Origin of the sequence: Devosia sp. A16 (genome assembly GCF_001402915.1) — a bacterium.
Taxonomy (GTDB): Bacteria; Pseudomonadota; Alphaproteobacteria; order Rhizobiales; family Devosiaceae; genus Devosia_A.
In genome coordinates this window covers 226,436-252,224 of sequence record NZ_CP012945.1, presented here as the reverse complement: position 1 = coordinate 252,224, position 25,789 = coordinate 226,436, and the positions used below count along the sequence as shown (strand labels likewise).

Sequence of the window (25,789 nt, the reverse complement as noted above, 5' to 3'; positions counted from 1 at the left end):
CGACCATTAACTTGTAGACCGAAATTTTCTCCCTATCAATACGGCGCAGGAAACTGGTTTTGCCCGGCGTGCAGGGGGCACGTCGGGTTGAAATGCGATCTGACTAGCAGGCCTTCGCGCCCAGGGAGTGGGGCATCGAAGGCGTCGAGATATCGGGCGACTCACCCGATGGACAGGGCCGCACTCGCACGGCACGTCCATAGTTCAGTCTATGCCCCGGCAATGTGACAGCAAAGTGGAAATTCCCGCTCATGCCCATCTTCCCCGCGCCGCGCCGGCGCGCTAAATGCGTGTCCTCCAGCCCGGTGCCAAACAACCTTGCGCGAAATACAGTATTCGTCCGGCGACCTCGTCGCCGATCGTCGTGCGTCCTACGCCGCGGCGCTCGCCGCCGAGCGCGCCTTCGCCGAGGCCGCCGAGCTCATGGCACAGGCACTCGAGATGGTGCCGCAATGGGTGGCCGGATGGAACCTGCTCGGCGCCTATCGCGAGGCGGCCGGCGACATTGCCGGCGCGGTCGCGGCGTGGACCCAGCTGCTGCAGCTTGACGCCCGCGGCCTGTTCGGCGCCACGCTGAAGCTCGCCGCACACGGGGCAGGCGGCTCCGCGCAGGCGGCGCCCGCCTATGTCGAGGCGTTGTTCGACGACTATGCCTCGCGCTTCGAAGACGCTCTGGTGGGGCGGCTGGGCTATCGGACGCCCGAAATGCTCGAGGTGGCGATCCGCGACACGCTTGCGGCCCGCGGCGCGACGCGGTTCGAACGGGCGCTGGACCTCGGATGCGGAACCGGGCTGATGGGTGAACGGCTGTGGCCCCTGGTCGATCGTCTGGAGGGCGTCGATCTGTCGGCGAACATGCTGGCCGAAGCGCGTCGCAAGCGCACGTACGACCGGCTGCAGAAAGCCGACCTCGTGGCCTTCCTCCTCGAAGCACCGGGGACGGCCGACCTGATCGTGGCGGCGGATGTGTTCAACTATGTTGGCGACCTGCAGGGCCCCTTGGCAGCGGCCAGCAATGCGCTGCGGCCGGGCGGCCTGGTGGCGTTCTCGCTCGAAACGCATGCGGGGCCGGACGCGGTGCGGCTGGGCACGACCCTGAGGTTCCAGCACGCGACCACCCCGACCCTGGCCATCTGCCAGGCGGTGGGGTTGCGGACCGTCAGGGTCGAAGCCACGACGATCCGCCTGGAGCGTGGTCTGCCGGTCGAGGGTGCGATCGTCCTCGCCGAGCGGGTGTGACGGGGGCGGGCGCCTCGTGTGCGGACCGCCCCGATCGATCAGCCGATTGCGCGGCGGATAGCCAGCTCTACCGGCGAATAGTCACCATCGGCGCGTTCGAGTTGCAGCGGCTGACGCGGCAGCAGCGGCGGCTGGGCCATGAAGCGAGGCCGGGTGCCGTGATGTGGCTGCGCGGCGTGCACCAGGAACGGATGGCATAGATAGACCGTACCGGGGCCTCCGGTGGCGAGCACCTCGGGCAGGTGAGCCGTCTCGGCAAAGCCGTTGGCGGCGAGCTCGCGCAGTGACAGTCCCGCTTCGCCGGCCGGCGCCAGCTGCCGCGCGATGTCCAGGTGCGAGCCGACCCGGATCCGCGTCGGGGCATCCTGTTCGCCGACCTCGGAGAACAGGAACAACATCAGCAGGGCCCGCCCTTTCGAGCTGACATTGGCGCGCCAGGCCATGAAGTCGGTGGGGTTCTCATCCCAGCCGAAGCTCACATCGATGTGCCAGCCGGCGTCGCCCGGATCGTCCGGCGAGGGAAAGCGGATCGGGAAGGTGCCGAGGCTGCCGCGCGGCAGCCAGCGGCCGGGGCCGACCAACTGATCGAAGGCGGCCTGGAGGACCGGCGTATTGGCCGCCTCGCGGAACGGCGCGGCCGGATTGTCGCCAAGCCGGATCACCGGTTTGGTCCAGGTAGTGGGATCATCCTTGTCGAGGCCGGTCAGCATCCAGAGAATGTCGCGACCGCGAGCGGCGACCTCCTCTGGGAAGGCGTGATCGATGCGGACGAAGCCGTCGGTGACGAAAGCGTCGAGCTGCGCTGCCGAGAGCGCGGGAGTATGTACAGGCATTGTGGTTTCCGAATTCGCATAAGCTCACAAGCGATCCGACGAGCCAGACTCGTGGCGGATGCGCGTGGGCGGGGCGCCCTCAGGCGCGGTGGTGCTGCCTTACGGCTCCTCAGGCGAGGAGAAACACCGATGCGAAACTGCGGATCATCATCATGATGCCGGGAACATAGCGGACGCGGCGGCGAGGTCAACCCGTCAACTGGCTGCTTTGATGCGACGTCGGCGATCGGCCGCGATGAGGGCGAGCGCGACACCGCCGAGGATGCCGATCGACGCGATGACGAGGCGGAGGGTAGGCGGCTCGGCGATCAGCAGCACGCCGCCGGCCGCGGCGATGGCGGGGACGGTGAGCTGGACCACGGCTGCCTGGGTGCGCGCAAGGCTCGGCAGCACGCCGTACCAGACGGCATAGCCGAGGCCGGACGCCAGCGCGCCCGAAGCGACGGCATAGGCTGCGGCGCCGGGATCGACCGGATGGAGCAGCAGCCCGGCGATGACGATCACCACGGCCACAGGCAGGCAGCGAATGAAGTTGCCGGCGGTATCGATGAGCGGCGCCTTGGAGCCGCGGCCGAGCAGGGTGTAGGCGGCCCAGCAAAGGCCGGAGCCGACCATCAGCAGCGTGCCGAGCGGATGGGGCGCGACGAGGCCGGGGGAGACAAGGTAGGCGAACGCGGCGAGCGCCACCGCAAGGCCCAGCCATTCGAGCCCGCCCGGCCGATCTCCCTTGAACACCGCCCAGCCAAGGATGCCCATCTGCACGCTGGCAAACAGGATCAGCGCGCCGGTGCCGGCGCCGAGCAGGATGTAGGCGATCGAGAAGGCGAGGGCGTAGCCGAACAGTGCGGCTGCGGCGCGCCAGCTGCCACCGATGGCAATCGATGTTCCCGGTGCGCGGCGCAGGAGGAGTAGCGCCGCGAGAACCAGCGCGCCCGAGGCGAGGCGGATGCCGGTGTAGGTCAGTGGTTCAGCGTCGGCCGTCGCGAAGGCCAGGCGCGCCAGCACCGAATTGGCGGCAAAGGCGAACATGGCGATGGCGGTAAGGGCGGCGACTTTCACGGGGGCTCCGCGAGTGTGGTCGCCATTATGCGCCTGTTGCCGCTACCAGTCGATGGTGCGGTCCGGCAGGGCGCGCTGCAGGTTGCGCCGGGTCGCGGCTTCGAAGGCGGTCGGCCATTCGACCCCGAGCGTGGTGCAGAGCGCCTTGGCGCGCGGCATGAAGGTGCGGGCGAGCGCCAGGTTCGACGCGATGGCGGAGTTGGAGTCGAGCTGGGGCAGAGGCACCGAGGCGAGCACCGCCATTCGTCCGGGGTCGAGCACGCGGCTCAGGTGCAGCATGCCACCGGGAATCCGGGGGTTGACCTCCATGATCAGCAGATCGGTGAGTAGTCGTCGCAGAAAGCCGTTGCCCACGGTCATCAGCTCGACTTCGCCGCGCCCGATCGCGACCGGCGTCAGCCCCAGGATGCGGATGAACTCGCCGACCATCCAGCCCAGCCGGCCCGGATTGCGTGCCGGCTCGGGCGTTTCGGGACGGAGCGTGGCGTAAAGGTCGTGGCGATCGACCAGCGGCTTCAGGCTGTCCTGCGCCGCGTTGGCGAGGTGGTCGCGGATAGCGATGTGGAGGTCGATGCGCAGCCAGTCGTCGGTGACGGCATTGAGCACCAGCGCGTGTGGCAGGCGGACGTAGTGGACGATCGGCGTAATGGCCTCGAGCGCCGGGCGCCAGTCGCCAGCGAGCCCCTCGTGGTCCGCGGGGTCGGCGATGGCGAGCAGGTCGACGTCGCTATGGGCATCTGCCGTGCCCCGGCCGAAGCTGCCGGAGAGAAACAGCGCCGTGATGCGCGGATCGCCGCCAAAGCTGTCGACGACCCGCGCGATCAGTTCACTCTGGTCCATGACGTCCCCTCCCGCTGGTTTTCATAGTATCGGGAGTGGAACGTCGCATGGTCCAGAAGACCTATGTTCAGCTTGTCAGTACTGTGGACTGCCAATATGCATGAAGGTCCGCGATACGGTTCGAGGTGAACAGCGGCATCGCGCCGGCCAGATGCTCGTCGGTCCAGTCCCACCAGTTCATTTCGAGCAGCATGGCGATCTCGGCGTCGGCGAAGCGCCTGCGAATGGGCTTGGCCGGATTGCCGCCGACGATCGTGTAAGGCTCGACGTCCCGCGTCACCAGCGCCCGGGTGCCGATCAGCGCGCCATGCCCGACCGTCACGCCAGGCATGATGATCGCCTCCGAACCGATCCACACATCGTTGCCGATGACGGTGTCGCCCGCTGGGGCGTAACCATCGGCGGCGCCGGCAAAAGCTGCCACTTCCGGCATGTAGTGGAACGGGAAGGTGCTGATCCAGTCGTGCCGGTGCCCCTGATTGCCGGCCATGATGAAGGCGGCCCCGGAGCCGATGGAGCAGAAGCTGCCGATGATCAACCGATCGACATCGGTGCGATCGGCCATCAGGAAGCGGGCGCAGTCGTCGAAGCTGTGGCCGTGATAGTAGCCTGAGTAATAGCTGAAGCGACCGACCAGGATGTTGGGGTTGGTCACTTGCTCGTCGAGCCGGATGCCCTTGAACGGGCTTTCGAAATAATTGGTCATGATGCTGTCTCGATAGAGGCCCGGGGCCGCAAGGGCGGACGCTCAGGCCGGAGGATGCTTGAGAATGGGCAGCCGCATTCGCCCGGCGGCTGGCGCCGGGGGCAGCAGCATCGCCCGCCGATCAGGCGCGCGACGCGATGGAGGTGGTTCGGTCTGCCAGCTTCATGATGCGGGGTTTTTAGGGGCGGCAGGGCAGGGTGTCAAACCTGGTGCCCGTTGCCCACCCCCACCCAGTTTCGCTACAGCTTCGCCTAGCTGCTACCCTCCCCACAAGGGGGAGGGAGAGTCGCAAGAACCGAAGCTGCGGGGATCTCCCTCCCCTTGATGGGGAGGGCAGCGAAGCTTGCCCGCGCAGCGGGCTTAGCGCAGCTGGGTGGGGTGGGGCGGCAAGCCCCTCCTGTTTCAACCTTCACCGTCTTGCAGCGCGCGCGATGAAGTCTTGGGGATCGGAGATGAAATCCCGGTAGAGACGGAAATGCTGCGTTCTGGCCAGCTCGGTCTTTGTCAGCCCACCGCGCGTGATCTCCAGCAGGCTTGCTCCGGGCACCGCCATCAGGATGGGCGAATGGGTCGCCATGATGATCTGAGCGCCGGCCGATTGCTGGATCGCATCGAGTAGTCGCAGCAGCTCCAGTTGCCGTTTTGGCGACAGCGCGCTTTCGGGCTCGTCGAGAAAATAGATGCCCTGCCGGGACATGCGTTCCTCGAAGAAGCGCACGAAGCCCTCGCCGTGGCTCCAGGACAAAAAGTCGGGCGGCGGGGCGGCTGCAGCAATGGCGGCCTGATCGAGGTACCGGGCGACCGAAAAGAACGATTCGGCCCGGAAGAACCACCCCGCCGTGACCTTGGGCAGCCAGGCAGCGCGCAGCACATCGGCGAGTTGGGCACCGCTGCGATCGACTGCGGCGGAGTGGTCGCTGGGGCGATAGCCCTTGCCGCCACCGGCTTCGTCATAGCCGCAGAGCGCTGCAATGGCCTCGACGAGGGTGGACTTGCCGGTGCCGTTTTCACCAACGACGATGGTAACTGGCGCGACGAAGTTCAGTTCGAACGAGGCGTTCAGCCACGGCAGATTGAACGGGTATACGTCAGGCAGGCTGGCGTCCTGCTGGACCCAGAGCCGCTTGAGATAGGGGGCAGGTAGCCGGGTGGTTGGCGATTTGCGCATGACCCCACCCCTAGCATGGGCGGCCAGCCAGGGCTGACCGCCTTTGAAATGTCAGGCCGCGAAATAGCTCTGCAGCGGACGGACCTGCAGGTTGCCCTCGCGATAGGCGATGATGCCCTCGACCGCCGCTACCGCACCCGGGATGGTGGTGTAGTAGGGGATCTTGCCCATCAGCGCGGTGCGACGGATGTCGCGGCTGTCCGAGATCGATTTGGCGCCGTCGGTGGTGTTGATCACCAGTTGCACGCCGCCGTTTTTCATCGAGTCGACGATGTGCGGACGGCCTTCCAGCACCTTGTTGACCTTGGTCGCGGCGATGCCGTTCTCCACCAGGTACTTATGGGTGCCGGAGGTGGCGACGATCTTGAAGCCGGCATGCTCGAGGTGGCGGCAGAAATCGAGGATCAGCGGCTTGTCGTCATCGCGCACGGAGACGAACACCGTGCCCTCGCGCGGCACCTTGGAGCCGGCGCCGAGCTGCGACTTGGCAAAGGCGATGGGGTAGCTGGTGTCGAGCCCGATAACTTCGCCGGTCGACTTCATCTCGGGGCCGAGCACCGTGTCGACGCCCGGGAAGCGGTTGAACGGGAAAACTGCCTCCTTCACCGCCACGTGGTTGAGTTTCTTCTCGGTGAGGTTGAAGCTTGCGAGGCTCTCGCCGGCCATGACGCGCGAGGCGATCTTGGCAATCGGCTCGCCGATCACCTTGGCGACGAACGGCACCGTGCGCGAAGCACGCGGGTTCACTTCGAGAATGTAGATGGTGCCGTCCTTGAGCGCATACTGCACGTTCATCAGGCCACCGACATTGAGCGCCAGAGCCAGTTCGCGGGTCTGGCGCTTCAGTTCGGTGATGATCTCGTCCGACAGGTGCTGCGGCGGCAGCGAACAGGCCGAGTCGCCCGAGTGGATGCCGGCTTCCTCGATGTGCTCCATGATGCCGCAGACGAACACGTCCTTGCCGTCGCTGAGGCAATCGACGTCGATCTCGATGGCGCGGCTCAGGTAGCCGTCGAACAGCAGCGGGTTGTCGGAGAGGACCGAGTTGATCTGGCCGGTCTTGTCGTTGGGGTAACGGATCAGGATGTCGGGCGGCACGAGGCCGGTGAGGGTGTCCTGCACGTAACGCTCGAACTCGTTGGGCGAGTGGACGATCGCCATGGCGCGGCCGCCCAGCACGTAGGACGGGCGGATCACCAGCGGGTAGCCGAGCCGCTCGGCGACGAGGCGGGCCTGTTCGAGCGAATAGGCGATGCCGTTCTTGGGCTGGCTCAGGTCGAGGCGGCTGATCAGCTTCGAAAACAGATCGCGGTCCTCGGCCAGGTCGATCGAGGAGGGCTGGGTGCCGAGGATCGGCACGCCGGCCTTCTCCACTGCATCGGCGAGATTCAGCGGGGTCTGGCCGCCGAACTGCACGATGACGCCGTGCAGCGTGCCGTTCTGTTTTTCGGTCTCGAGGATTTCGATCACGTCTTCCTCGGTGAGCGGCTCGAAATAGAGGCGATCGGAGGTGTCGTAGTCGGTCGAGACGGTTTCCGGGTTGCAGTTGACCATGATGGTCTCGTAGCCGGCGTCGGCGAGCGCGAAGGCGGCATGGCAGCAGCAATAGTCGAACTCGATGCCCTGGCCGATGCGGTTCGGGCCACCACCGAGGATCACCACCTTCTTCTTGTCCGAGGGGCGCGCCTCGTCTTCGGGCTGACCGCTGAACGGCGCTTCGTAGGTCGAGTACATATAGGCGGTGGGCGAGGCGAACTCGGCCGCGGACGTGTCGATGCGCTTGTAGACCGGCCGGACGCCCAGCGAGCGGCGCAGTGCCCGTACATCCTTGGCCTGCTTGCCGGCGAGATCGGCGAGCCGGCGATCGGAAAAGCCCATGGCCTTGAGGCTGCGCAGCGCGCCGGCGGTGTCGGGCAGCCCGAACTCGCGCACCTTGTTCTCGGTCTCGACCAGGCCGTGCATCTGCTCGAGGAACCACGGATCGATCTTCGACGCATCGTGGATGTCGTCGAGGCTGTAGCCGAGCCGCATGGCCTCAGCCACATGCAGCAGGCGCTGCGGAGTGGGGGTGGAGATGGCGGCGAATACCGCATTCTCGTTGTCGTCTTCCGGCGCGCCGGAAACGAAGCCGGGGATGCCGATCTCGTTGAGGCCGGTGAGCCCGGTCTCAAGCGAGCGCAGCGCCTTCTGCAGCGATTCCTGGAAGGTGCGGCCGATGGCCATGGCTTCACCCACCGACTTCATCGAGGTGGTAAGGCGGTTGTCGGCGCCCGGGAACTTCTCGAAGGCGAAGCGCGGGATCTTGGTGACGACGTAGTCGATGGTCGGCTCGAACGAGGCCGGGGTGGCGCCGCCGGTAATGTCGTTCTCGAGCTCGTCGAGCGTGTAGCCGACGGCGAGGCGGGCGGCGACCTTGGCGATCGGGAAGCCGGTGGCCTTCGACGCCAAGGCGGACGAACGCGACACGCGCGGGTTCATTTCGATGACGATCATCCGGCCATCGGCCGGGTTGATGGCGAACTGCACGTTCGAGCCGCCGGTCTCGACGCCGATCTCGCGCAGCACGGCGATCGAGGCGTCGCGCATGATTTGGTATTCCTTGTCGGTCAGCGTCAGCGCCGGCGCGACGGTGATGGAATCGCCGGTATGGACGCCCATCGGATCGACGTTCTCGATCGAGCAGATGATGATGCAGTTGTCGTTGCGGTCGCGCACCACCTCCATCTCGTACTCTTTCCAGCCGAGCACGGACTCTTCGATCAGCACCTCGTCGGTGGGTGAGGCATCGATGCCGCTTTCGACGATGGCGAGGTATTCTTCCTTGTTGTAGGCAATGCCGCCGCCGGTGCCGCCGAGCGTGAAGCTGGGGCGGATGATGCAGGGCAGGCCGATCACCTCGAGCGCCTGCAGCGCCTCGATGGTGTTGTGCGCGAGCATCGAGCGCGGCGTCTCGAGCCCGATCTTCTTCATGGCGTCACGGAACAGCTCGCGGTCCTCGGCCTTGTCGATGGCCTCGGCATCGGCGCCGATCATCTCGACGTTGAACTTGTCGAGGATGCCCATCTTCTTGAGGCTGAGCGCGCAGTTGAGTGCCGTCTGGCCGCCCATGGTGGGGAGCAGCGCGTCGGGGCGTTCCTTCTCGATGATCTTGGCGACGATCTCGGGGGTGATCGGTTCGACATAGGTGGCATCGGCGAGATCGGGATCGGTCATGATCGTCGCCGGATTGGAGTTGACCAGGATGATCCGGTAGCCCTCGTCCTTGAGCGCCTTGCACGCCTGGGTGCCGGAATAGTCGAACTCGCAGGCCTGTCCGATGATGATCGGACCCGCACCGATGATGAGGATCGATTTGATGTCGGTGCGTTTTGGCATCTGGGGTCGCTCTTTATTCTCGGTTTGCGCTTCGGCGGTCCGATCGTCTTCCGACTTTCGGGCCTCAGCGTTGGGCGCGCGGAAAGACGCGCGTGGGCGCGGACTTGGGCGGCGGACTCTATGGGCTAGGCGCGTCCTGTAACCGAAGCGGTGGGGGAAGGGAACCCCCGGCGCGAATGAAGCGTGTGCAAGTTGTCGCGGGGGGCCGTCTGCCCCGCGCGGTCAGGCGTCCACCGGCCAACGCTTCAACGCGTCCTCGCCGGCGCTGGTCAGCCCGTAGACGCCACGATCGATCCGATCGAACCAGCCATAGACGTTGTCGAGCAGGATGCGGGCGGCGATCGGCGTGGTGGCCTTGAGGTCGCGGGGCCGGAGCGGGCCCGCCTGCAGCGCCGCGGCGCAGGCGAGGGCCTGCTGTCGATAGGCGGTCATGATCGGCTGCCGCGTGCTGCCGCCCGAGGTCGGGTCGCCCTTGCGGCGGCGATGTTCCTCGACCAGCCGGTTGCGTTTGCGGGTGTTCTTTTTCGGTGTCGGCGCAATGGGGCTGACGATGATCTCGACATGGTCGCTGGCGCTGACCCCGAGCATGCCGACGCCGAGGCGGCGGCAGAGGTCGCGGAAGCGGCGGTCGCGCTCGCGGCCCTTGCCGGTGGGGGACAGGCGGGCGGCGATCCACACCTCGTCGCTCTGCGACTGCCGGTCGACCGCCTGCAGCAGCAACTCGAGGTTAAAGGCCTGTTTGAGTTCGCAAACCACCAGCAGCGGCGGCTCGCCCTCCAGTAGTCCGACCAAGTCGCAGCCGCCGATTTCACCTTTGACGGCGTAGCCGGCGGCTTCGAGGAAGCGCTTCACAGGCGGGTAGAGGGTGGTTTCCAGGGCAGGTGTCCGGCGTGATTCTCTGCCGGCGATAATAGCTCAATGACGGGCGTCGAGCGCGTCCCGGACCGCTTCGATGCTGATGCCGAGATCGTCGAGGCGATAGGCATCCAGTTCCAGGAGGCTGAGCATGGCGAGCCGGCATGCGCGCTGGGCGCGCCAAGCAATAAACCTCTGCGCCAGAGCGCGCAGCGCGGCGACGGCGAGACTGGAACGCGGAGCGACTTCGTGGGTGACGGACAGCAGGCTCATTTATTTCTCCTCGGTTGCGACCTCCGGCTCAATGGCCGTTCGACTTCACGACGAGCGAGGCGCTTGTGGATCGACATCGCAGTCCAAAAAAGCTGACGAGGTATGTGCTGAGCCCTCTCCCCTGAGGGAGAGGGCAAGTGTAGCTAGGGCCTTCAGGTCCGTAGCGAAACCAGAGTGAGGGGTTCAGCTTCTCAACGAGCGCTCGTTGGACCGCTTCACCCCTCAACCGGCCTTCGGCCACCTTCTCCCCTGAGGGTAAGGGACGGACCTGCCGACGACGGGGAAGCGCGCTGACCGGCATCCGACAGCAGGCCTTGTCGAGGCCCAATTGAGGTGCGACTTTTCGGTCGCCACGCCATCGGGAGACACGCCATGTGCCGTAACATCAAGCCGCTGTTCAACTTCGAGCCGCCGGCCAGCAAGAACGAGATGCACGATGCGGCCCTGCAGTTCGTGCGCAAGATCTCCGGCTATACCCATCCCTCCAAGACCAACGAGGCTGCCTTCAACGACGCCGTGGCCGATATCGAGCGGGTGGTGAAACGGCTGCTCAAGGAACTCGAGACCGACGCGCCCAAGCGTGACCGCGAGGTGTTGATCGCCCGGGCGCGGGAAAAGGCCAAGCTCAGATACGCCCCGCGAGTGGGGGCATAGCTACGCCGTCGGACTGTGGGGGCGGGGGATCGCCGTGTAGACGCGCTCGATGAAGCCGTAGAACTCGGCCATGTAGTTGCGCAGGAACTCGGCCGTGGCTTCGTTGGTGACGTCGCCGTCATCGGTTATCAGGCCGGGCTTGAACTGGATGTAGGCTTCGATCGAGTTCATCAGCGGTGAGTTGCAGAAGGCCATCACGCTCCTGAGACTCTGCTGCGCCACCGCCGTGCCGATGGCGCCGGTCGAGGCGCCGATGATGGCGGTCGGCTTGCGGGCGAAGGAGTTCTGTCCCCATGGGCGGCTGGCCCAATCGATGGCGTTCTTGAGCCCTCCGGGAATCGAGCGATTGTATTCGGGCGTAACGAAGAGGATTGCCTCGGCATCGGCCAGCGCCGCCTTGAAGGTGCGGGCGACCGGCGGAAAGTCGGCATCATAGTCGTAGCTGTAGAGCGGCAGTTCGGCGAAGCTGATTTCGCTGAGCTGCATCTCCGACGGCGCCAGGCGCACCAGCGCCTTGGCCAATTTGCGGTTGATCGACGCCTTGGCGAGACTACCGATCAGGTAGCCGACCTTCACGTTACTCATGGGCAGCTCCTTTGGGTTGCTCCTCCACAGCACGAGGAACAACGCAGAGGGGGAGCCGGGGTTTCAAGCGCGGGGCGGCTCAGCTCTTCTTGAAGGTGATGGCCGAGGCGGTGGTCTGGCCCTTCTTGTCGACCAGGGTGAAGCCCAGCTTGATGCTGCTGCCGCTTAGGGTCATGATCGAGGAGGCGACGCCGTAGCTGGTCTTCATGCCGGCCGAGGCGAAGACGATGCTGTTGCCCGCCCGCTTGCCGATGGTCGTGGTGGAGGCGCCTTGAGCCGACGAAGCGGCCTCGAAGCGCTTGGCTGCGTCATTGTAGACCATGCTGCCGCGGAAGCTCGCGGCGCCCGAGCCGCCGAAGGAGCAGCGGCCGGAATAGGTCAGCTTGCCGGCGCTCGCCGCCTTGAAGGTCAACCGACAGACCACCGTGCCGGGGTCGGGGCCGGTCACCTTGCCGGTGCCACGCCAGTTTCCTTCATATTTGGCGAGGAGTGCATTCTCGGCCTCGCCGGCGGTGGCCGGCAGGGTGACGGGCAGGACGAGGGCGGAGGCGAGGGCGAGGACCTTGAGGCTCGTCGGCAGGCGCAGCATGGACAACTCCGGAATCGGGCGTTTCGGTAAGCAACGGTAGCGCGGCCGCTAAGGTTGCGCGAAGGGTTCACACAGTTTTGCTGGTGCCGGGATGAAGCCCGGATGAACGGCGCGGGAATCGGCATGCAGCGCCGGCCGGCGAGCGGCAGCGAACAGCGCGCGTTTTTCGGAAGTTTCTCCGGCGGCGTTGTCGATTTTGGTCGGCGTGGTTCGTCGTGACATCGGACAGGCAGTTCGAACCGAGGAAGAACCAGATGACCACCAAGCTCGACATCACCCCCGACAACGACAACCAGCTGGTGCTGGCCCGCATCATCAATGCCCCGGTGGAGCAGGTCTATCGCGGCTGGACCGATCCGGCGCTGATGAAAAAGTGGTTCGCGCCGCGGCCCTGGACGACGTCGCGGGTGATCAACGACGTGCGACCCGGCGGCGGCAGCCTCGTTGTCATGGTCGACGAGAGCGGCACCGAGTATCCAAACCCCGGCCAGTACCTGGAGGTGGTGCCGAACCGGAAGCTGGTGTTCACCGACGCCTATGTCGGGGACTGGCAGGCAAGCGAGAAGCCGTTCATGACGGTGACCCTCACCTTCGAGGATGTCGGCGGCAAGACCCGCTACATCGCGCGCTGCCAGCACTGGAACGCCGAGGACAAGGCCGCGCACGAGCAGATGGGCTTTCACGAGGGCTGGGGGCTGGTGACCGAGCAGCTCGAGCAGGTGCTGAGGGCGCATTGATGACGGGTCCAGCGTTGCCATCGCGGCAATGCGATCGACAGGCTGGTGCGGGAAGAGCACCCCCACCCCTGTCCCCTCCCCGCAAGGGGGAGGCAGACGCCCACACCAGGGCCAGTGTTTTGGTCTCCTCCCCCCTTGCGGGGGAGGGAGAGGGTGGGGGGTATTCTGTGCGCACCGCATTGCCCCCAAGCGAGACGCAAGGGAGCCGTAGCCGCTTACACGGCAGGCCCACTCACCCCGCCCTTCCGTCCGTCGCCGGCAACCGGAACAGCGCGTCAGCAATATTGGCTTCGCCCAGCGGATCGAAGGCGTTGTCGGTGGGGAGCGCGATGGAGACGCGGTCGATGCCGAGGTCGGCCAACTGATAGGGCGTGCCATAGCCATATTCGAGATGGCCGCGGCCGATGATGCCGATTACCAGCGGCGGCGCCGGACCATCGAGGGCGCGCGCGATATTGCAGGCGAAGGCACGGTCCCAGGTCTGCTGAGCGCGAACGAACCGGTCCGAAGTCATCGCGTCGCGCGGCCGGCCCGACGGGCCGGCAAAGCGGGCGAGATACTCGCGATAGGCCGGCAAGGCCGGGCGGGCCGGGGTGAGGCCGTCGCGCTCATCGACGGGAATTGCCTCCCAGCCTTCCTTGCCGACGCGGGTGACCAGCGGGCGGTGACAGTTGAGCGCCAGCATGGGCAGCCGGAACTGCCGGCAGAACTGGAACAGCGGCAGGTAGAGCGCCGGATCGAAGCGCCACACCTCACTCCACTCGGCGGCCTCGAGGAAATCGGCGGTGCTGGCGAAGGCGCCGGCGATGAAGGCGTCAAGCACCGGCTGCAGCCGTCGCGGGAACATTTCGAACCCGAGCGCAATGTCGGAGCGATGCGCCACGATGCCGGCGGCGACATGCAACTGCCAGCGATGCACATCATAGCGGTCGTGCGTTTCGCCCAAAAGCACCACGCGCTGCAGCGCCAGGTGGCGCATCAGTTGCGAATGGGCGACCGGTTCGGCAGTCCGTGGATCGAGCCAGGTCCCGGGGGCGATCGCGATGGTGGGGGAGGTCGTATCAGTCATGCCAGCTCGTTCGCGTTCGGGGTGCTGGCTTGCAGATGCTGGCTTGCGAGCAGGGTGGTAGCGGCTGCCGGGCGGCCGGTCAACCAGAGCGATCAGGCACCTGGGCTCGTCTTCCCGGTGGGTGGGGCACCTCCACTGGGTGGCGCACCTGCGCGCGGCGGGGCTCAGTGGGATCTGCTGGCCCTGGTGCGGTACTGCACCTGAACCGATTCTACTCCTCGGGCTCGGTGGTGAAGAGCAAGGGGTAGCCTTCGTTGCGGGCCATCTCGGTGGCGCGTTTGGCCTTGGTCTCGGCGATCTCCTGGGTGAACACGGCGACGACGCACGAACCCTTGGTGTGGGCGGTGATCATGATGCGGTGCGCCTGGTCCTCGGAGATCCGGAACTCGGCTTTCAGCACTCGCACCACGAAATCGCGCGGGGTGAAATCGTCGTTGACGAGGATGACCTTGTGGAGCGGTGGCCGTGCCAACTTGGGCACGGTCCTGCTGCGCGGCTTGATATCGGTGTCGTTGGCCATGGTGTGGCCAATATAGTGCAGGATGTCGGCTCCTGCATCCTCCGGCTGAGGGTTGGTGCCGCCGGCAATGGTTGGACGCCGGCGAGCGGCCGTGGCATGAGTAGCATAGTTTTCACCAGGGTCTTTTTCGTGCGCTTTATTGGGTCGGTTATTGTTGCCGCAGCTGTTCTGCTTGGCGGCGCCAATGTTGTTGTCGGCGATGAGCTGCCGAAGGTTGTGCAATACCAGCTCGACAACGGCCTCGAGGTGCTGCTGTCGCCGGACAGCAAGGTGCCCAAGGTGGGCCTGGCGCTGGTCTATCGGGTGGGCGGGATGAACGAGCCGGCGGGGCGGTCGGGCTTCGCGCACCTGTTCGAGCACCTGATGTTCAGCGGCACGCCGGAATATCCCAGGATCGATGACACCTATTCGGCGCTGGGCGTACAGAACAACGCCTTCACCGAGGAAGACCGCACGGTCTATGTCGCCGATGCACTGGCCTCGGCCCTGCCGGTCTTGCTGTCGGTGGAAGCAGACCGGATGGCGAACCTGGGCGGCGATGTCGACCAGCGCGAGCTCGACCTGCAGCGTGACGTGGTCAAGAACGAGATGCGGCAGACGGTGCTGGACAGCGCCGGCCAGCCCGGCATGGCGGCACTGCGCTCGGCCTTGTTCCCGGCGCCGCACCCCTACGCGGAGGCGGTGATCGGCTCGATTGCCGATCTCGATGCGGCGCAGCTCGATGACGTGAAGGGCTTCTTCGACACCTATTACGTGCCCAACAACGCGGTGCTGGCGCTGGCCGGCGATTTCGACGTCGAAGCCGTGAAGGCGCTGATCTCCGAGACCTTCGGGCGCGTGCCGCGTGGTGCCGATGTCGCGGTTCCGGCGGCAGCGCCGCCCAAGCCGGTGGCGCTGCGGCTCGATTTCACCGACCGGGTGCCCGCGCCGATGGTGGTGCTCGCGGTCGCCGGTCCCGCTATCGGCGCCAAGGCGAGCACGGCGCTGACCGTCGCGGCCGACCTCCTGGGCAATTACGAATATGGCGTGCTGCGGCGCGAACTGGTCAACAAGGGGATTGCTGTCAATGCCGGTGCCGGATGGGATCCCGGCCGGCTGGGAGGGCGGTTCCTGATTTCGGCGTCTGCGGCGGCAGGGATAACTCCCGAGGTGCTGGAAGCGGCGCTGCGGAAGGCGGTGGCGGATTTCGTGGCAGCGCCGCAGGAGCAGGCCGGGCTCGACCGGACGCGGCAGACGTTGCGGATCGGCCGGCAGCTGACCGGGGAGGCGATGCTCAGCCGGGCGCGGACGCTGGCCACCCGCTTCGATCTCTATGGTGCTGCCTCGCCGGGGCTGGCGGACGATCCGAACCTGCTGACGCTGACCACCGCAGAAGTCGAAGCCGCCGTGCGCGCGCAGCTGGCGCCTGAGGCGCTGAGCGTGCTGACGGTCACGCCAGGGGCGGCGCGCAGCGATTATCCGGCAGTGCTCAAGCAAAGCTCGGGCAATGCGGTGCCGATCGAGGCGGCGGCCCGGTCGCTGGTCGAGGTGCCAAAGCTCGAGGCCGGCGAGCCGGGGCGGGCCAGGCTGCCGCCGCGGGAAACCGCGACGCTTTCGAACGGCATCCGCCTGGTGCACTACGAGACCAGCGGCTCGCCGCTGGTGCTGCTCGCTGCCTCGGTGAGCGGGGGCGCGGGCAGTGACGTGCCGGGCGAGGAAGGGCTGATCGAGCTCACCACCATGATGATGGCGCGCGGTGCGGGCGAGCGGGGTTTCGAAGCCTTCAGCAAGGCCGCCAAGGACATCGGCGCCGACATTTCGGGGCAGTCCGGCATGGAGCAGTCGGCCATCGTGCTTGGCGTGCCGCCGGCCAACCTTGCCGCGGGCGTCGATCTCATGGCCGATGCGGTGCAGCGGCCGCGCTTCGAGCAAGCCGAGTGGGATGCGCTGAAGGCGGAGGTGCAGCAGGGGCTGGCCTACCGCAAGATGGACCCCGGCGCGTTAGCCTATTACGCGATGGAGGCGTTGGCGTTCCCGATTCCGGAGGGCAGGGCGGCGCTGGAGCCGACACCCGAGGGGGTAGCCGCGCTGACGCCAACACAGGCCAAGGCGACACATCTCAGGCTCTTCACGCCTACGACCATGACGATCTACAGCGTGGGCTCGGTGAGCCTCGCCACCGTCAAGGCGGAGCTCGAGCGCGGCTTCGGCGACTGGAGCAATGCCAGCCCGGGTATTGCGGCGGTGTCGCATCCTTCGGCGGCGTTCGCCGAGGCGTTCAAGGTCTACGTGACCCCCAGCGCCGGCAACAGCCAGGCGATCATCAACCTGTCGCGGCCGGCCCCTGCCTTCAACGACCCGGGCGTGCTGGAGGCGATCGCGGTGGCGCGGCTGCTGGGTGGTGATTTCACCAGCCGGCTGAATCAGGTGATGCGCGAGACCAAGGGCTATTCCTACGGAGTAAGCGCCTCGGTATGGACCAACGTCCCGACCGGCGGCATGCTGACGGTGTCGTCCGCCGTGGCAGCCGACCAGGTGGGAGCAGCGATTGCCGATATTCGCGCCGGCTTCCAAGGTCTGGCATCGACTCCGGTGGCCCAGGCCGAGCTCGACCGCACGATCATGGCAACGGCAGGGGCGACCGCCGGAACGGTCGAAACCTCGAGCGGCCTGCTCGGACTGGTGGTGAGCGCGGCTGGTGCCGGGATGACGGCCGAGGAGATGAACGGCAAGCTCGACGAGATCGTCGCCCTGCAGCTGCCGGCCGTACAGGCTTCGGCGCAGTCGCTGGCGCCGCTCGATCGGGCGCTGGTGGTCATCGCCGGTGACCCGCAGTCGATCCTGCCGCAGTTGCAGGCGATCGGCATCACCGATGTCACGGTGTTGTCGCCCGAGGATTAGGCGGGCCGCCGGCAATACCCCAACGCAACGCATATGCGCTGCGTTGGGAGGATAGCGGTCGAAGCGTTTGTCGGGTGAAATGCGCTAGCGGGTTGGCAGCCCCAGGCGGTTGAGCAGCGCGATGAAGCGCGGCTCGTCGCGCAGGGTGCGGAACTCGGGCTCCACCAGCAGCCCGATGGTCTCGCGGCGCGCGACCGCAATCTCGAGATAGTGCAGCGCCGTCGGCTTGTCGCCGAGCAGCGCCGCGGTGGCCGCGACCTTGTAGGCGTCCTCGCGCTCGGCCTGGAACTGGCGCTGCTGCTCCCCGAGCATGGCCTCAAGCATGGCGATGCCGCCGCGGGCCAGGGCGGCGCGAGCCGCCTTGGCGATCAACTGGCGGCCGACGCTGCCTTCGACATTGGCGGCGATCTCGTAATTGTCGAGGAACCGGGCGTAGCGGCGCTGGTCGAGATAGATGGTCGCGAGGTAAGAGGGCACCGCCAGGTAGTCGGGATTGGCCTGCCGCAGTTGTTCCAGCATCGCAATCGCCGTGATGGTATCACCCGCATAGTAGTGGATCAGCGCCGCGTTGGCGCGAATGGAGCGGGAGTCGGGCTGGAGCGCCAGGGCTCGGTCGATCAGTTGGAGCGGGCGTTCGAACTTGCCCAACTGCATCGAGGTCAAGGCGTACCAGTGCAGCGCCTGGGCGTTGTTGGGCTCGAGCGCCAGGGATTTTTCGAACAGGTCGGCCGAGCGGGCAAATGCGTGCGAGCCGTAAAACGCGTTGAAGCCCAGGGCGGCATAGGCTTCGGCCAGCTGCGGGTCGAGCGCGATTGCGCGTTCGGCGGCGGCCCGCGCCTTGGCGTATGACTCGGCCGGCGGCGCGAGGGTATATTGGCTGATCAGGTTATAGGCATTGGCCCGACCGACCTCGGCCCGGGCAAAGTCCGGCGCAATGGCCAGTGCGGCATCGAACTTCTCGATGGCTGTGGTGAAGCCCGCGGCGGTGCGTCCGGTCCAGGCGATGACGCCCTCGTCGTAAAGCGCCTGCGCCTCGGATGGCACGGGCGCGGGTTTCGATGCGCGCGGCATTGCAGCGATGGCGACAAAGCCGAGGACGATAGCGACGACGATCACCACCGCCGCGGCGATCGGCAGTCTCGGCACTTGCTTGGCCTCGGCCGCGGCGACCGGCTCCACCAGCTCGACCGGGCGCGTCTGCGCGACCGCCGGACGGGGGGCGCTTAGCCAAGCTTCGAGCTCGCCGACATAAGCGAACACGGAGGTCCGCGTGCCACCGGGGACGCGCCGGACCGGCAGTCCGCGAATGGTTTCCCAGCGCTTTACGGTACGCTCGTCCTTGCCGAAGAAGGCGGCGATCTCCTTCCAGCTGTTCAGCCGCTGGCCGGCGCCCTCCGGCCCCAGTTGGTCAGACGTCTGCAAGCCCCCAACTCCGTCTTCCGCGTCAGCCGCTCCCCGGCAGATTTACTGTCGAAGCGACGGTGGGAGTCAACTTCCCTCTGATCGGGCAGGGCAAGCTGCGAAGCAGGCGAGGCTGGAGCGCAACGCGCCGCAACTGTGCACAACCCGCGCTGGCCGAAATCCCTCCCGGCCCTATTCACCCGCCACAGGCGAGCGTCGGGCGAACAGCAGGTCCTTGGCGGCGAGAACGGCGCCGGCAGTAATCAGCAGGCAGGCGATCAGGATGACGTGGCTATAGGTGGCGTAGCCGGTGAGGATGAGGATCAGCGTCGAGAGCAGCGGCGCCGAGTACGATGCGGCGCCGAGCACCTGGATGTCGCCGCGCTTGACCCCGATATCCCAAACGTAGAAGGCGAGCCCCACCGGCCCGAGCCCGAGGCCGAGCAGTGCGGCCCATTGCCATGCAGTGGCGGGCCACACCGTCTGTTCGAGCAACAGATGGCAGATCGCGGCGAGAACGGCGGTCACGAGGCAGAAGCCGGCGATGGCGTCGCTGCTGACCGTGGCAAAGCGGCGCGACAGCACCGAATAGCCCGACCAGATCACGGCGGCGCAGAGCGCCGCGGCGTAGCCAAGGGTATATTGTGCATCGAAACCGAACCCCTGGCCGCGCGTCACCACCAGCACGGCGCCAATGAGCGCCAGGGCACAGCCGGCGATGTGCTGCCCTTTCAGCCGCTCCCCCGGGAGGAACGCCGAGAACACCACGATCAGCAGCGGCCACAGATAGTTGATCAGCCCGGCCTCGACCGGTGGGGCGTTCCTGAGTGCGAAGAAATAGCAGAAGTGGTAGCCGAACAGGCCGCCGACCCCGAGCAGCCAGACCGGAAGCGGTTGGCGCATCGCCTTGAGCGCGCCGGGGCGAATGAGCAGCAGGGACAATCCACCCAGGGCGAAAGTGATGGCGGTCAGCTGGAGGGCGGGCACGGCGCCGCTGGCGGCGGTGAGGAACGCCAGCAGCGACCACAGCAGGACCGCGGTGAAGCCGACGAAGGTGGCGGTGGAGCGCGAGAGAGGGCTGATCATGCACGCTTCTAGCGCGCCGCCGCAAGCTGGAGAAGGGCAGGGGTTGCAGGGCCGAACGCCGTTCCCTAGCTTTGTCGCATGAGCCTGAGCCTCGCCGATCTCGCTGAACTTCGCCAACGCCTGACCAGCGGCTTCGGGCCGATCGAAACCGAGGTGCTTGCCGAAAAGGCCTCGTCGCTGGGCTATCACGGGCGACAGGTGGAAAAGGCGATGGCGGCGCTCCAGGCGTTCGACGCAGCGCCGGGCACCGCGGAAGAACGTTTGATCCTGATCAAGGCCGCTGCGCGTGACGTGTGGAAGTTCTTCGTGCAGCGGGAAGCCTGCGGCATGCGGGACCAGCGCGATGCTATACGGCACTACCAGATCCCGCAGGAAGTGCTTGTTCGGCTCGGTGCGATAGAGAAATGATCTTCGGTAGAATGGCCTTTCTTTGCGACTTATGCGCATTGATCCCGCCCAGCGATTTCCCTAGACTCTGTGAGATCGATTACATGCCTGATCCGCGCGGGGCGTCGAACGCGGATAGTGGCAGCTGTTTCGGATCGGTTTGATCCGACCAGGGGAAGCCGATGCTGGGCGATGAAGTGCGCAGATCCCTCGGGGGCATGGAGCGGCCGTTCTCGGTTCGCCGTTCGGATGCCGACATCGTGCCGCCGTTCCAGAAACTTGCCGTCGATGTGATCTGGGCTGGCTTCCGGATCGATCCGGAAGCGGTTCGGCCGTTCCTGCCAGAGGGGCTGGTGCTGTCGCCGGCCAGCATCGGCGTGCTCGGCATCTATCAGGCACCGAGCGGCTATGGCATCGCTCCTTATCTGCGCGGGGTGGTCGGGGTGTCAGTGCAGGGCGTGCGCGGCTCCGACGTGGGCGAAGGCATGTTCGTCATGGGCAACATCATGGATGAGCCCGGCGCGACGATGATGCGCAAATTCTACTCCAGCGCGACCGTCGAGGGCGTGGCGCGGACCTGGCGCGAGGGTGACCTGCTGCATGGCGTCGCCTCGGTCGGCGGGGTCGACTGGCTGCGCGCGACGATCCGGCCAGGCCAGATGCGGCCGGCGCTGTCGGGCGTCGACAACTTCCTCGGGCTGACCGATGCCGGCCTGATCAAGCACGCCGATTCGACCGTGGCCGACCTGGCCGATGCCGAGATCGTGACGCTGGAGATCACCGACGACGCACCCGACTACATGCGGGCGCTGCGGCCGGTGGAGCACGTGTTTGCGCTCGACGCTTCCCGGGTCACCTCGATCTGGAGCGAGCCGCGTGTGGTAGGGCGCGCGGCCTCGGGCAATGCCGCGACGGTGTTTCTCGGGCTGATCGAGGATACGGGCAGGGCCGCCGCCGTGGTGCGGCAGGATGGAACGCTGATCGAGGCCAATGCCAGCGGTCGCGCGCTGCTCGGGCCGGACGGGCCGCGGCCGGGCGAACCGCTGCTGAGCGGGATGCCGGCCGAAAAGCATGCGTTGTGCCAGGCCTTGAAGATGAGTTGCGCCCGCAAGGGCCCGCGGGTGTCCGAGCCGATCGCACTGACCCGGCCGGGCGGCGGGCATCTGCTCGCCTATGTCATGCCGCTGGAGCATGGAGACCATGGCGGCGACGCGGCGCTGGTGCTGCTGGCCGATCCGCACGGGCCGGAGCGGCGCGATGCCGCGCAGATGCTGCAACTGTTCGGGCTGACCGGAGCGGAGGCGAAGCTCGCGGCGCTGGTCGGCGTCGGCTATGCGCCGCGCGGCGCGGCGGCGGAACTGAAAATCTCCGAGCACACCGCGCGCTCGACGATGAAGACGGTCTACGACAAGCTCGGAATCAACAAGCAGTCCGAGCTCGGACACCTCGTGGCGCGGCTGCAATATCTCTAGAGCAATACCGCCCATAGGTGGCTGGACCCCGCATTTGTGGGGTGCGGCTTTTGCCGGGTACTGCGCATTGTCCGGATGGAATGCATCTCAGGACTCATCGCCGTGCTCGACCTTCTGGAAAGACGCCCTGCAGCCGGCGCACCACAGCTCACCGGGCTCACCGTGGGTGACGTGATCGCCATGCTGGAGACATTCGATCCCGCTGCGCCACTGATGGTGCAGGGCGAGAGCGGTGGTTTCGAAGAAGTGCTGGGGTTCCGGACCACAGGTGTGGTGCTGAACGTCAATAGCGCCGAGGGGTTTGGGCCGCATGATTTGCCCGATGACGGGGCGCGGGCCGAACTGGTGGCGGTGGTGGTGAGGTCTGCCGAGCGGTAGAAGCGGCGAGGCCGTCAAGGGGCAGTGGGTGTGACTGGATCCTGCCCCAACCCCGAACGGCACCTCCCCCCTTGTGGGGGAGGTTGGGAGGGGGAGCCACAAACACCGACCTCGCTGTCGTTATCCGCAGCGCTGCACCGCGACTGCCGCCCCGTCCCCTCCGAGCGTCGCTAAGTCGCTGAAGCGACAAGCTCCGCTTGCCTCCCCCATCAAGGGGGAGGTGGGGCCGGTGGATTTGGCTGGATCTTGCCCCAGTCCACGAACGGGGCCGCTCTAAAGCGCCAGCTTGAAGCCCTCATGGCTCTTCTTGAAGCCCAGCCGTTCGTAGAAGCGGTGGGCGTCGAGGCGTTGCTTGTTCGACGTGAGCTGCACCAGGCCACAATCGTTGGCGCGCGCCTCGGCGATGGCCCAGTTGATCATCTCGCCGCCAAACCCCCTGTTGCGATGTTCGGGCGCGATGTGCACGGCCTCGATCAGGCAGCGCCGTTCGCCGAAGCGGGCGATGCCGGGGATGAAGGTGAGTTGCTGGGTGCCGACCGGTTGGCCGTCGAGTTCGGCAATGATCAGTCGCTGGTTGGGGTCGGCAGCAATCGCCTCGAAAGCAGCGAGATAGCGCGGGTGCTGCGGTTCGTCCGGGCGGTCGTCGGTGGCGACGACGCTGTCGTCGACGATCAGCCGGACGATGAAGCCGAGATCCTCAGGGGTCGCGTCGCGATAGGTCAGCCGGTTCATTGGGTTGGTCCTCGAATCCCTCGATGCTGAGGTCAGCCGTACTGGCGATGATCGAGTCGAGGAAGCCGGGGAAGCGGTGGTCGAGGTCGTCGCGCCGCAGGGTCACCCGGCGCCGCGTGCCTTCCGGGGTTACGTTGACCACGCCGGCCTCGCGCAGCTTGCTTACGTGATAGGTAATCGACGTCTTGCTGGCGAGGTCGGTAAATTGCCCGCAGGTCATTCCGATGCCTTCGCAGCGCGACAACTGCCCGATGATCGCCAGCCGCGTCGCATCGCCCAGCGCGGCCAGTACATTCGGCAGGGTGATCTGATCGGCATCCGGATGGGGCAAGGCGGGCAGGGTGTTCATGGCCAACACCTAAGCCATTCCTTCTCAAAGTTCAATGAATGTTGAACTACGCCCTTGACGGTTGTGCTGAGGAGGTTCATTTGTTCAACGATCATTGAACTAAGGAATCTCTCCATGGACACGCGGCTCATCTGGCTGGCGCTCGGCACTTTTGCCGTCGGCGTCGAGGGCTTCGTCATCGCCACGCTTCTGCCGGCCATCGCGGCCGATAGCGGCGTGACGATCACCCAGGCCGGCTATCTGGTCTTTGCCTATGCCATCGCCTACGCGGTGGGGGCACCGGTGCTTTCGGCGCTGACCGGGCGCTTCGACCGGCGCCCGCTGCTGGCGGTGGTGGCGCTGGTGTTCGCCGCCGGCGCGCTGCTTGCGGCGCTGTCGCAGGGCTACGTCGTGCTGCTGGTGGCGCGGCTGGTCATCGCCGCATCGGCCGGGCTCTATGCGGCCACGGCGCAGGCGGCGGCGGTGACGCTGGCGCCGGCCGAGCGGCGGGCGCGGGCGGTGGCGACAGTGGTTGCCGGCACCACCATGGCGGTGGCGCTAGGCGCGCCGATAGGGGCATTCCTTTCTGGTTTTGCCGGGTGGCGCGGCACCTATTTCGCCATTGCGGCGGTCGGGGTGCTGACCGCCGCCGCCATCTGGGTGATGCTGCCGAGCGGCATCCAGGGCGACCGGCGCGGGCTCGGCGAACGGCTGGGCGTGCTCAGCGTGCCAGGCCTCGTGCCGGCGCTGCTGACCATTCTCCTCTACATGACCGGGCCGTTCGCGGCGTTCATTTATCTGGGGCCGGTGACCACCAGGCTGATGGGGCTCGATGCGGGGCTGCTGCCCTTCGTGATGCTGGCCTACGGGCTCGGCGCGGCGCTCGGCAATCCGCTGGGCGGGCAATTGTCGGACCGGATCGGCGCGCAGGCGACGGTGACGATCGCGGCAGTGCTCAACATCGGCTTCCTGTTGCTGCTCGGCGCCATTCCGCTCCTGCCGCAGGCGACGATCCTGCCGGCCTACTTCGCCTTCATGGTTGCCTGGGGCGTGGCCGGCTGGATGTTCGTGCCCGGGCAGGTGAGCCGCGTCGTGGCATTGTCGCCGAGCTCGGCGCCGCTGGCGCTGTCGCTCAACGCGTCGTTCCTCTATCTCGGCACCGCGGTCGGCGCGCTGGTGGGCGGCCTGGTGCTCGAGCACCTGCCGATCAGTGAGCTCGGGCTGGTGGCGGCGATCTTCCCGGTCATGGCGCTGGGCGTCCTGATCCTCAGCCGGCCACGCGCCGTCGCCATGCCAAGGCTCGGCTGAAAGGCTTAGTTCCCGGCGCCTTGACCAGCGCCGGGGGCTCTCCTACTCATCGTCGGGCGAGGGGTCTCGGACGATGGACGTGCGACTGCTGTGGTTGGCGCTGGGGGCATTTGCCGGCAGCGTCGAGAGTTCGCTCATCGTCAGCGTGCTGCCCGCCATCGCGGCCGAAACCGGGGTCAGCCTGGCGCAGGCCGGTTACCTGATCTTCGGCTATTCCATCGCCCCTATGGCATCGGCACGCCCGTGCTCTCAACGCTCTTCGGGCACCTCGACCGCCGCTCGGTGGTCGCGGGCGCCGAACTGCTCTTCGGCCTGATGTGCCTGCTGCTCGGCGTGTTGCCGGGTTTCCTGCTGCTGGTGCTGGCCCGGACAGCGATGGCGCTCGGCGCGGGGCTCTTCACGTCCACGGCGCAGGCAACGGCGGTGGCGCTGGCGGCGCCGGGCAAGCGCGGCTCGGCCATCTCGACCGTGGTGATGGGCGGCTCGATCGCGGTAGCGGTGGGGGTGCCGGCTTCGGCGCTGGTCGCAGAGTTCCTGGGCTGGCGCGTTGCCTATCTCGGCCTGGGCGTGCTGGCGATCATCGCCTCGGCCACGATGTGGCTGAAACTCCCCGACGACATCCACGGCGATCCGCGAACCATCCGCGAGCGGCTGAGCGTACTCAGGGTGCCGGGCATGCCGCTGACGCTGCTGACCTCCGGCGTGATGGTGATGGCGAGCTTCACCTTCTTCAACTATCTCGCGCCGACCACCACCGACCTGCTCGGGCTCGACCGCGTGCTGCTGCCACTGGTGATGTTCGCCTTCGGCATCGGCGCGGTGTTCGGCAATGTCTTCGGCGGCCGGCTGGCCGACCGGATCGGTGGCCGACAGACCATGCTGGTGATCGGCGGCCTGATGGTGGTGTTGCTCGCCGCGGTGCCGCTATTGGCGCTGGTGCCGCGTCCGCTGGTGCTGCCGGCCCTCCTCGTCCACATGGCGCTCTACGGCGTGGTGTCGTGGGGGTTCTTTCCGCCGCAGCTGCATCGGCTGGCGGCCCTGGCGCCGGGGGCGGTGCCGCTCTCGGCCTCGCTCAACCTCACCTCGATGAACATCGGCGGAGCGCTCTCGGCGCTGGTCGGCGGGCTGGTGCTCGAGAACCTCGGCATCGCCTGGCTTGGGCCGATCGGTGCGATCGGGGCGGTGGCGGCGCTGGTGATCGCGTATCTTGCGCCGGACCACAGGTAGGGGCTTCGCGGTCGGTACCCCGGTTGCTCCACCAACTCCGGTGGGTGGGTGAGCTGGTGGGTAATCTCCCGGTATGTCCCAGCTCGGA

The 25,789-nt window shown here is 66.8% G+C and carries 26 protein-coding genes; 10 read left to right on the top strand and 16 right to left on the bottom strand.

The genetic code is table 11. The features are described from left to right. The first annotated feature begins 318 nt into the window (after window positions 1–318). Window positions 319–1,239, top strand: a complete 921-nt coding sequence (locus tag APS40_RS01165; protein ID WP_055045317.1) for a class I SAM-dependent DNA methyltransferase — start codon at window positions 319–321, stop codon at window positions 1,237–1,239. A gap of 38 nt (window positions 1,240–1,277) precedes the next feature. Here the strand turns inward: APS40_RS01165 and APS40_RS01160 are convergent, their stop codons facing one another. The 8 genes from APS40_RS01160 to APS40_RS01125 all read right to left on the bottom strand — a co-directional run bounded on the left by APS40_RS01160 (window position 1,278) and on the right by APS40_RS01125 (window position 10,348). Further along, entirely contained in the window at window positions 1,278–2,072 is a 795-nt protein-coding gene (locus APS40_RS01160) for a hypothetical protein (protein ID WP_055045316.1), read from the bottom strand. Between the two features lie 195 nt (window positions 2,073–2,267). Next, window positions 2,268–3,131: a DMT family transporter gene (locus APS40_RS01155; protein WP_055045315.1), complete on the bottom strand. Its 864-nt coding sequence runs from the start codon at window positions 3,129–3,131 to the stop codon at window positions 2,268–2,270. Between the two features lie 42 nt (window positions 3,132–3,173). Then, window positions 3,174–3,971 (bottom strand): nucleotidyltransferase domain-containing protein, encoded by a 798-nt coding sequence (locus APS40_RS01150; protein ID WP_055045314.1) that lies wholly within the window; start codon window positions 3,969–3,971, stop codon window positions 3,174–3,176. Window positions 3,972–4,038: 67 nt separating this feature from the next. Continuing rightward, window positions 4,039–4,677: a type B chloramphenicol O-acetyltransferase gene (gene catB / locus APS40_RS01145; RefSeq protein WP_055045313.1), complete on the bottom strand. Its 639-nt coding sequence runs from the start codon at window positions 4,675–4,677 to the stop codon at window positions 4,039–4,041. 409 nt (window positions 4,678–5,086) lie between these two features. Beyond that, a complete protein-coding gene (locus APS40_RS01140) occupies window positions 5,087–5,845 on the bottom strand; it encodes an AAA family ATPase (protein ID WP_055045312.1) in 759 nt (252 codons plus the stop codon). Between the two features lie 51 nt (window positions 5,846–5,896). After that, window positions 5,897–9,220 (bottom strand): carbamoyl-phosphate synthase large subunit, encoded by a 3,324-nt coding sequence (carB, locus tag APS40_RS01135; RefSeq protein ID WP_055045311.1) that lies wholly within the window; start codon window positions 9,218–9,220, stop codon window positions 5,897–5,899. Between the two features lie 222 nt (window positions 9,221–9,442). Continuing rightward, window positions 9,443–10,096 carry a DUF2161 domain-containing phosphodiesterase gene (locus APS40_RS01130; protein WP_055045310.1) on the bottom strand — a complete coding sequence of 218 codons (654 nt, stop codon included), beginning with the start codon at window positions 10,094–10,096 and terminating at the stop codon, window positions 9,443–9,445. A gap of 39 nt (window positions 10,097–10,135) precedes the next feature. Further along, window positions 10,136–10,348, bottom strand: coding sequence for a hypothetical protein (locus tag APS40_RS01125; protein ID WP_055045309.1), 213 nt, complete (start codon window positions 10,346–10,348; stop codon window positions 10,136–10,138). A 372-nt stretch (window positions 10,349–10,720) separates the two neighbouring features. Between APS40_RS01125 and APS40_RS01120 the strand changes: the two genes are divergently transcribed. Then, window positions 10,721–11,002: a DUF2277 domain-containing protein gene (locus tag APS40_RS01120; RefSeq protein WP_055045308.1), complete on the top strand. Its 282-nt coding sequence runs from the start codon at window positions 10,721–10,723 to the stop codon at window positions 11,000–11,002. On the opposite strand, the gene APS40_RS01115 is transcribed toward APS40_RS01120, so the two are convergent. After that, window positions 11,003–11,587 carry an NADPH-dependent FMN reductase gene (locus tag APS40_RS01115; RefSeq protein ID WP_055045307.1) on the bottom strand — a complete coding sequence of 195 codons (585 nt, stop codon included), beginning with the start codon at window positions 11,585–11,587 and terminating at the stop codon, window positions 11,003–11,005. A 79-nt stretch (window positions 11,588–11,666) separates the two neighbouring features. Next, entirely contained in the window at window positions 11,667–12,176 is a 510-nt protein-coding gene (locus APS40_RS01110) for a hypothetical protein (RefSeq protein WP_055045306.1), read from the bottom strand. A 254-nt stretch (window positions 12,177–12,430) separates the two neighbouring features. Between APS40_RS01110 and APS40_RS01105 the strand changes: the two genes are divergently transcribed. Further along, on the top strand, window positions 12,431–12,913 hold the full coding sequence (locus APS40_RS01105; protein ID WP_055045305.1) for an SRPBCC family protein: 483 nt from the start codon (window positions 12,431–12,433) through the stop codon (window positions 12,911–12,913). A 232-nt stretch (window positions 12,914–13,145) separates the two neighbouring features. Here the strand turns inward: APS40_RS01105 and APS40_RS01100 are convergent, their stop codons facing one another. Both APS40_RS01100 and clpS read right to left on the bottom strand, forming a co-directional pair. Next, entirely contained in the window at window positions 13,146–13,982 is an 837-nt protein-coding gene (locus APS40_RS01100; RefSeq protein ID WP_055045304.1) for a ChaN family lipoprotein, read from the bottom strand. 211 nt (window positions 13,983–14,193) lie between these two features. After that, on the bottom strand, window positions 14,194–14,502 hold the full coding sequence (clpS, locus tag APS40_RS01095; protein WP_055049501.1) for an ATP-dependent Clp protease adapter ClpS: 309 nt from the start codon (window positions 14,500–14,502) through the stop codon (window positions 14,194–14,196). A 96-nt stretch (window positions 14,503–14,598) separates the two neighbouring features. On the opposite strand from clpS, the gene APS40_RS01090 reads away from it, so the two are divergent. Next, on the top strand, window positions 14,599–17,382 hold the full coding sequence (locus APS40_RS01090; RefSeq protein WP_082434112.1) for a M16 family metallopeptidase: 2,784 nt from the start codon (window positions 14,599–14,601) through the stop codon (window positions 17,380–17,382). A gap of 84 nt (window positions 17,383–17,466) precedes the next feature. On the opposite strand, the gene APS40_RS01085 is transcribed toward APS40_RS01090, so the two are convergent. Further along, the gene (locus APS40_RS01085; protein WP_055045302.1) at window positions 17,467–18,804 is read right to left on the bottom strand and encodes a tetratricopeptide repeat protein; all 1,338 of its coding nucleotides are present in this window, start codon (window positions 18,802–18,804) and stop codon (window positions 17,467–17,469) included. 171 nt (window positions 18,805–18,975) lie between these two features. Continuing rightward, window positions 18,976–19,869 (bottom strand): aromatic amino acid exporter YddG, encoded by an 894-nt coding sequence (yddG, locus tag APS40_RS01080; RefSeq protein ID WP_055045301.1) that lies wholly within the window; start codon window positions 19,867–19,869, stop codon window positions 18,976–18,978. A 78-nt stretch (window positions 19,870–19,947) separates the two neighbouring features. On the opposite strand from yddG, the gene APS40_RS01075 reads away from it, so the two are divergent. The 3 genes from APS40_RS01075 (at window position 19,948) to APS40_RS01065 (ending at window position 22,106) form a co-directional block, all read left to right on the top strand. Beyond that, window positions 19,948–20,277, top strand: coding sequence for a DUF6665 family protein (locus APS40_RS01075; RefSeq protein WP_055045300.1), 330 nt, complete (start codon window positions 19,948–19,950; stop codon window positions 20,275–20,277). A 161-nt stretch (window positions 20,278–20,438) separates the two neighbouring features. After that, complete coding sequence (locus APS40_RS01070; RefSeq protein ID WP_055045299.1) at window positions 20,439–21,728, top strand: helix-turn-helix transcriptional regulator; 1,290 nt, start codon at window positions 20,439–20,441, stop codon at window positions 21,726–21,728. A gap of 102 nt (window positions 21,729–21,830) precedes the next feature. Continuing rightward, the gene (locus APS40_RS01065) at window positions 21,831–22,106 is read left to right on the top strand and encodes a hypothetical protein (RefSeq protein WP_156342775.1); all 276 of its coding nucleotides are present in this window, start codon (window positions 21,831–21,833) and stop codon (window positions 22,104–22,106) included. A 273-nt stretch (window positions 22,107–22,379) separates the two neighbouring features. Here APS40_RS01065 and APS40_RS01060 read toward each other — a convergent pair whose 3' ends face one another. Further along, complete coding sequence (locus APS40_RS01060; protein WP_055045297.1) at window positions 22,380–22,838, bottom strand: GNAT family N-acetyltransferase; 459 nt, start codon at window positions 22,836–22,838, stop codon at window positions 22,380–22,382. Then, window positions 22,804–23,187 carry an ArsR/SmtB family transcription factor gene (locus tag APS40_RS01055; protein WP_055045296.1) on the bottom strand — a complete coding sequence of 128 codons (384 nt, stop codon included), beginning with the start codon at window positions 23,185–23,187 and terminating at the stop codon, window positions 22,804–22,806. The genes APS40_RS01060 and APS40_RS01055 overlap by 35 nt, the downstream gene beginning before the upstream one ends. Before the next feature lie 114 nt (window positions 23,188–23,301). On the opposite strand from APS40_RS01055, the gene APS40_RS01050 reads away from it, so the two are divergent. From APS40_RS01050 to APS40_RS01040, 3 genes are all read left to right on the top strand, one after another. Beyond that, complete coding sequence (locus tag APS40_RS01050; protein ID WP_055045295.1) at window positions 23,302–24,474, top strand: MFS transporter; 1,173 nt, start codon at window positions 23,302–23,304, stop codon at window positions 24,472–24,474. Window positions 24,475–24,547: 73 nt separating this feature from the next. Next, window positions 24,548–24,790, top strand: a complete 243-nt coding sequence (locus tag APS40_RS25135) for an MFS transporter (RefSeq protein WP_055045294.1) — start codon at window positions 24,548–24,550, stop codon at window positions 24,788–24,790. Next, complete coding sequence (locus APS40_RS01040; RefSeq protein WP_197279405.1) at window positions 24,718–25,701, top strand: MFS transporter; 984 nt, start codon at window positions 24,718–24,720, stop codon at window positions 25,699–25,701. Before APS40_RS25135 ends, APS40_RS01040 begins: the two co-directional genes overlap by 73 nt. Window positions 25,702–25,789: the final 88 nt, after the last annotated feature.

What these genes read in the sequence shown, in the direction of transcription:
- APS40_RS01160 (WP_055045316.1), bottom strand. Translation starts at nt 2,072, where the DNA reads ATGCCTGTACATACTCCCGCGCTCTCGGCAGCGCAGCTCGACGCTTTC.
- APS40_RS01150 (WP_055045314.1), bottom strand. Translation starts at nt 3,971, where the DNA reads ATGGACCAGAGTGAACTGATCGCGCGGGTCGTCGACAGCTTTGGCGGC.
- catB (WP_055045313.1), bottom strand. Translation starts at nt 4,677, where the DNA reads ATGACCAATTATTTCGAAAGCCCGTTCAAGGGCATCCGGCTCGACGAG.
- APS40_RS01140 (WP_055045312.1), bottom strand. Translation starts at nt 5,845, where the DNA reads ATGCGCAAATCGCCAACCACCCGGCTACCTGCCCCCTATCTCAAGCGG.
- carB (WP_055045311.1), bottom strand. Translation starts at nt 9,220, where the DNA reads ATGCCAAAACGCACCGACATCAAATCGATCCTCATCATCGGTGCGGGT.
- APS40_RS01125 (WP_055045309.1), bottom strand. Translation starts at nt 10,348, where the DNA reads ATGAGCCTGCTGTCCGTCACCCACGAAGTCGCTCCGCGTTCCAGTCTC.
- APS40_RS01120 (WP_055045308.1), top strand. Translation starts at nt 10,721, where the DNA reads ATGTGCCGTAACATCAAGCCGCTGTTCAACTTCGAGCCGCCGGCCAGC.
- APS40_RS01115 (WP_055045307.1), bottom strand. Translation starts at nt 11,587, where the DNA reads ATGAGTAACGTGAAGGTCGGCTACCTGATCGGTAGTCTCGCCAAGGCG.
- APS40_RS01110 (WP_055045306.1), bottom strand. Translation starts at nt 12,176, where the DNA reads ATGCTGCGCCTGCCGACGAGCCTCAAGGTCCTCGCCCTCGCCTCCGCC.
- APS40_RS01105 (WP_055045305.1), top strand. Translation starts at nt 12,431, where the DNA reads ATGACCACCAAGCTCGACATCACCCCCGACAACGACAACCAGCTGGTG.
- APS40_RS01100 (WP_055045304.1), bottom strand. Translation starts at nt 13,982, where the DNA reads ATGACTGATACGACCTCCCCCACCATCGCGATCGCCCCCGGGACCTGG.
- clpS (WP_055049501.1), bottom strand. Translation starts at nt 14,502, where the DNA reads ATGGCCAACGACACCGATATCAAGCCGCGCAGCAGGACCGTGCCCAAG.
- APS40_RS01090 (WP_082434112.1), top strand. Translation starts at nt 14,599, where the DNA reads ATGAGTAGCATAGTTTTCACCAGGGTCTTTTTCGTGCGCTTTATTGGG.
- yddG (WP_055045301.1), bottom strand. Translation starts at nt 19,869, where the DNA reads ATGATCAGCCCTCTCTCGCGCTCCACCGCCACCTTCGTCGGCTTCACC.
- APS40_RS01075 (WP_055045300.1), top strand. Translation starts at nt 19,948, where the DNA reads ATGAGCCTGAGCCTCGCCGATCTCGCTGAACTTCGCCAACGCCTGACC.
- APS40_RS01070 (WP_055045299.1), top strand. Translation starts at nt 20,439, where the DNA reads ATGCTGGGCGATGAAGTGCGCAGATCCCTCGGGGGCATGGAGCGGCCG.
- APS40_RS01060 (WP_055045297.1), bottom strand. Translation starts at nt 22,838, where the DNA reads ATGAACCGGCTGACCTATCGCGACGCGACCCCTGAGGATCTCGGCTTC.
- APS40_RS01055 (WP_055045296.1), bottom strand. Translation starts at nt 23,187, where the DNA reads ATGAACACCCTGCCCGCCTTGCCCCATCCGGATGCCGATCAGATCACC.
- APS40_RS01050 (WP_055045295.1), top strand. Translation starts at nt 23,302, where the DNA reads ATGGACACGCGGCTCATCTGGCTGGCGCTCGGCACTTTTGCCGTCGGC.
- APS40_RS25135 (WP_055045294.1), top strand. Translation starts at nt 24,548, where the DNA reads ATGGACGTGCGACTGCTGTGGTTGGCGCTGGGGGCATTTGCCGGCAGC.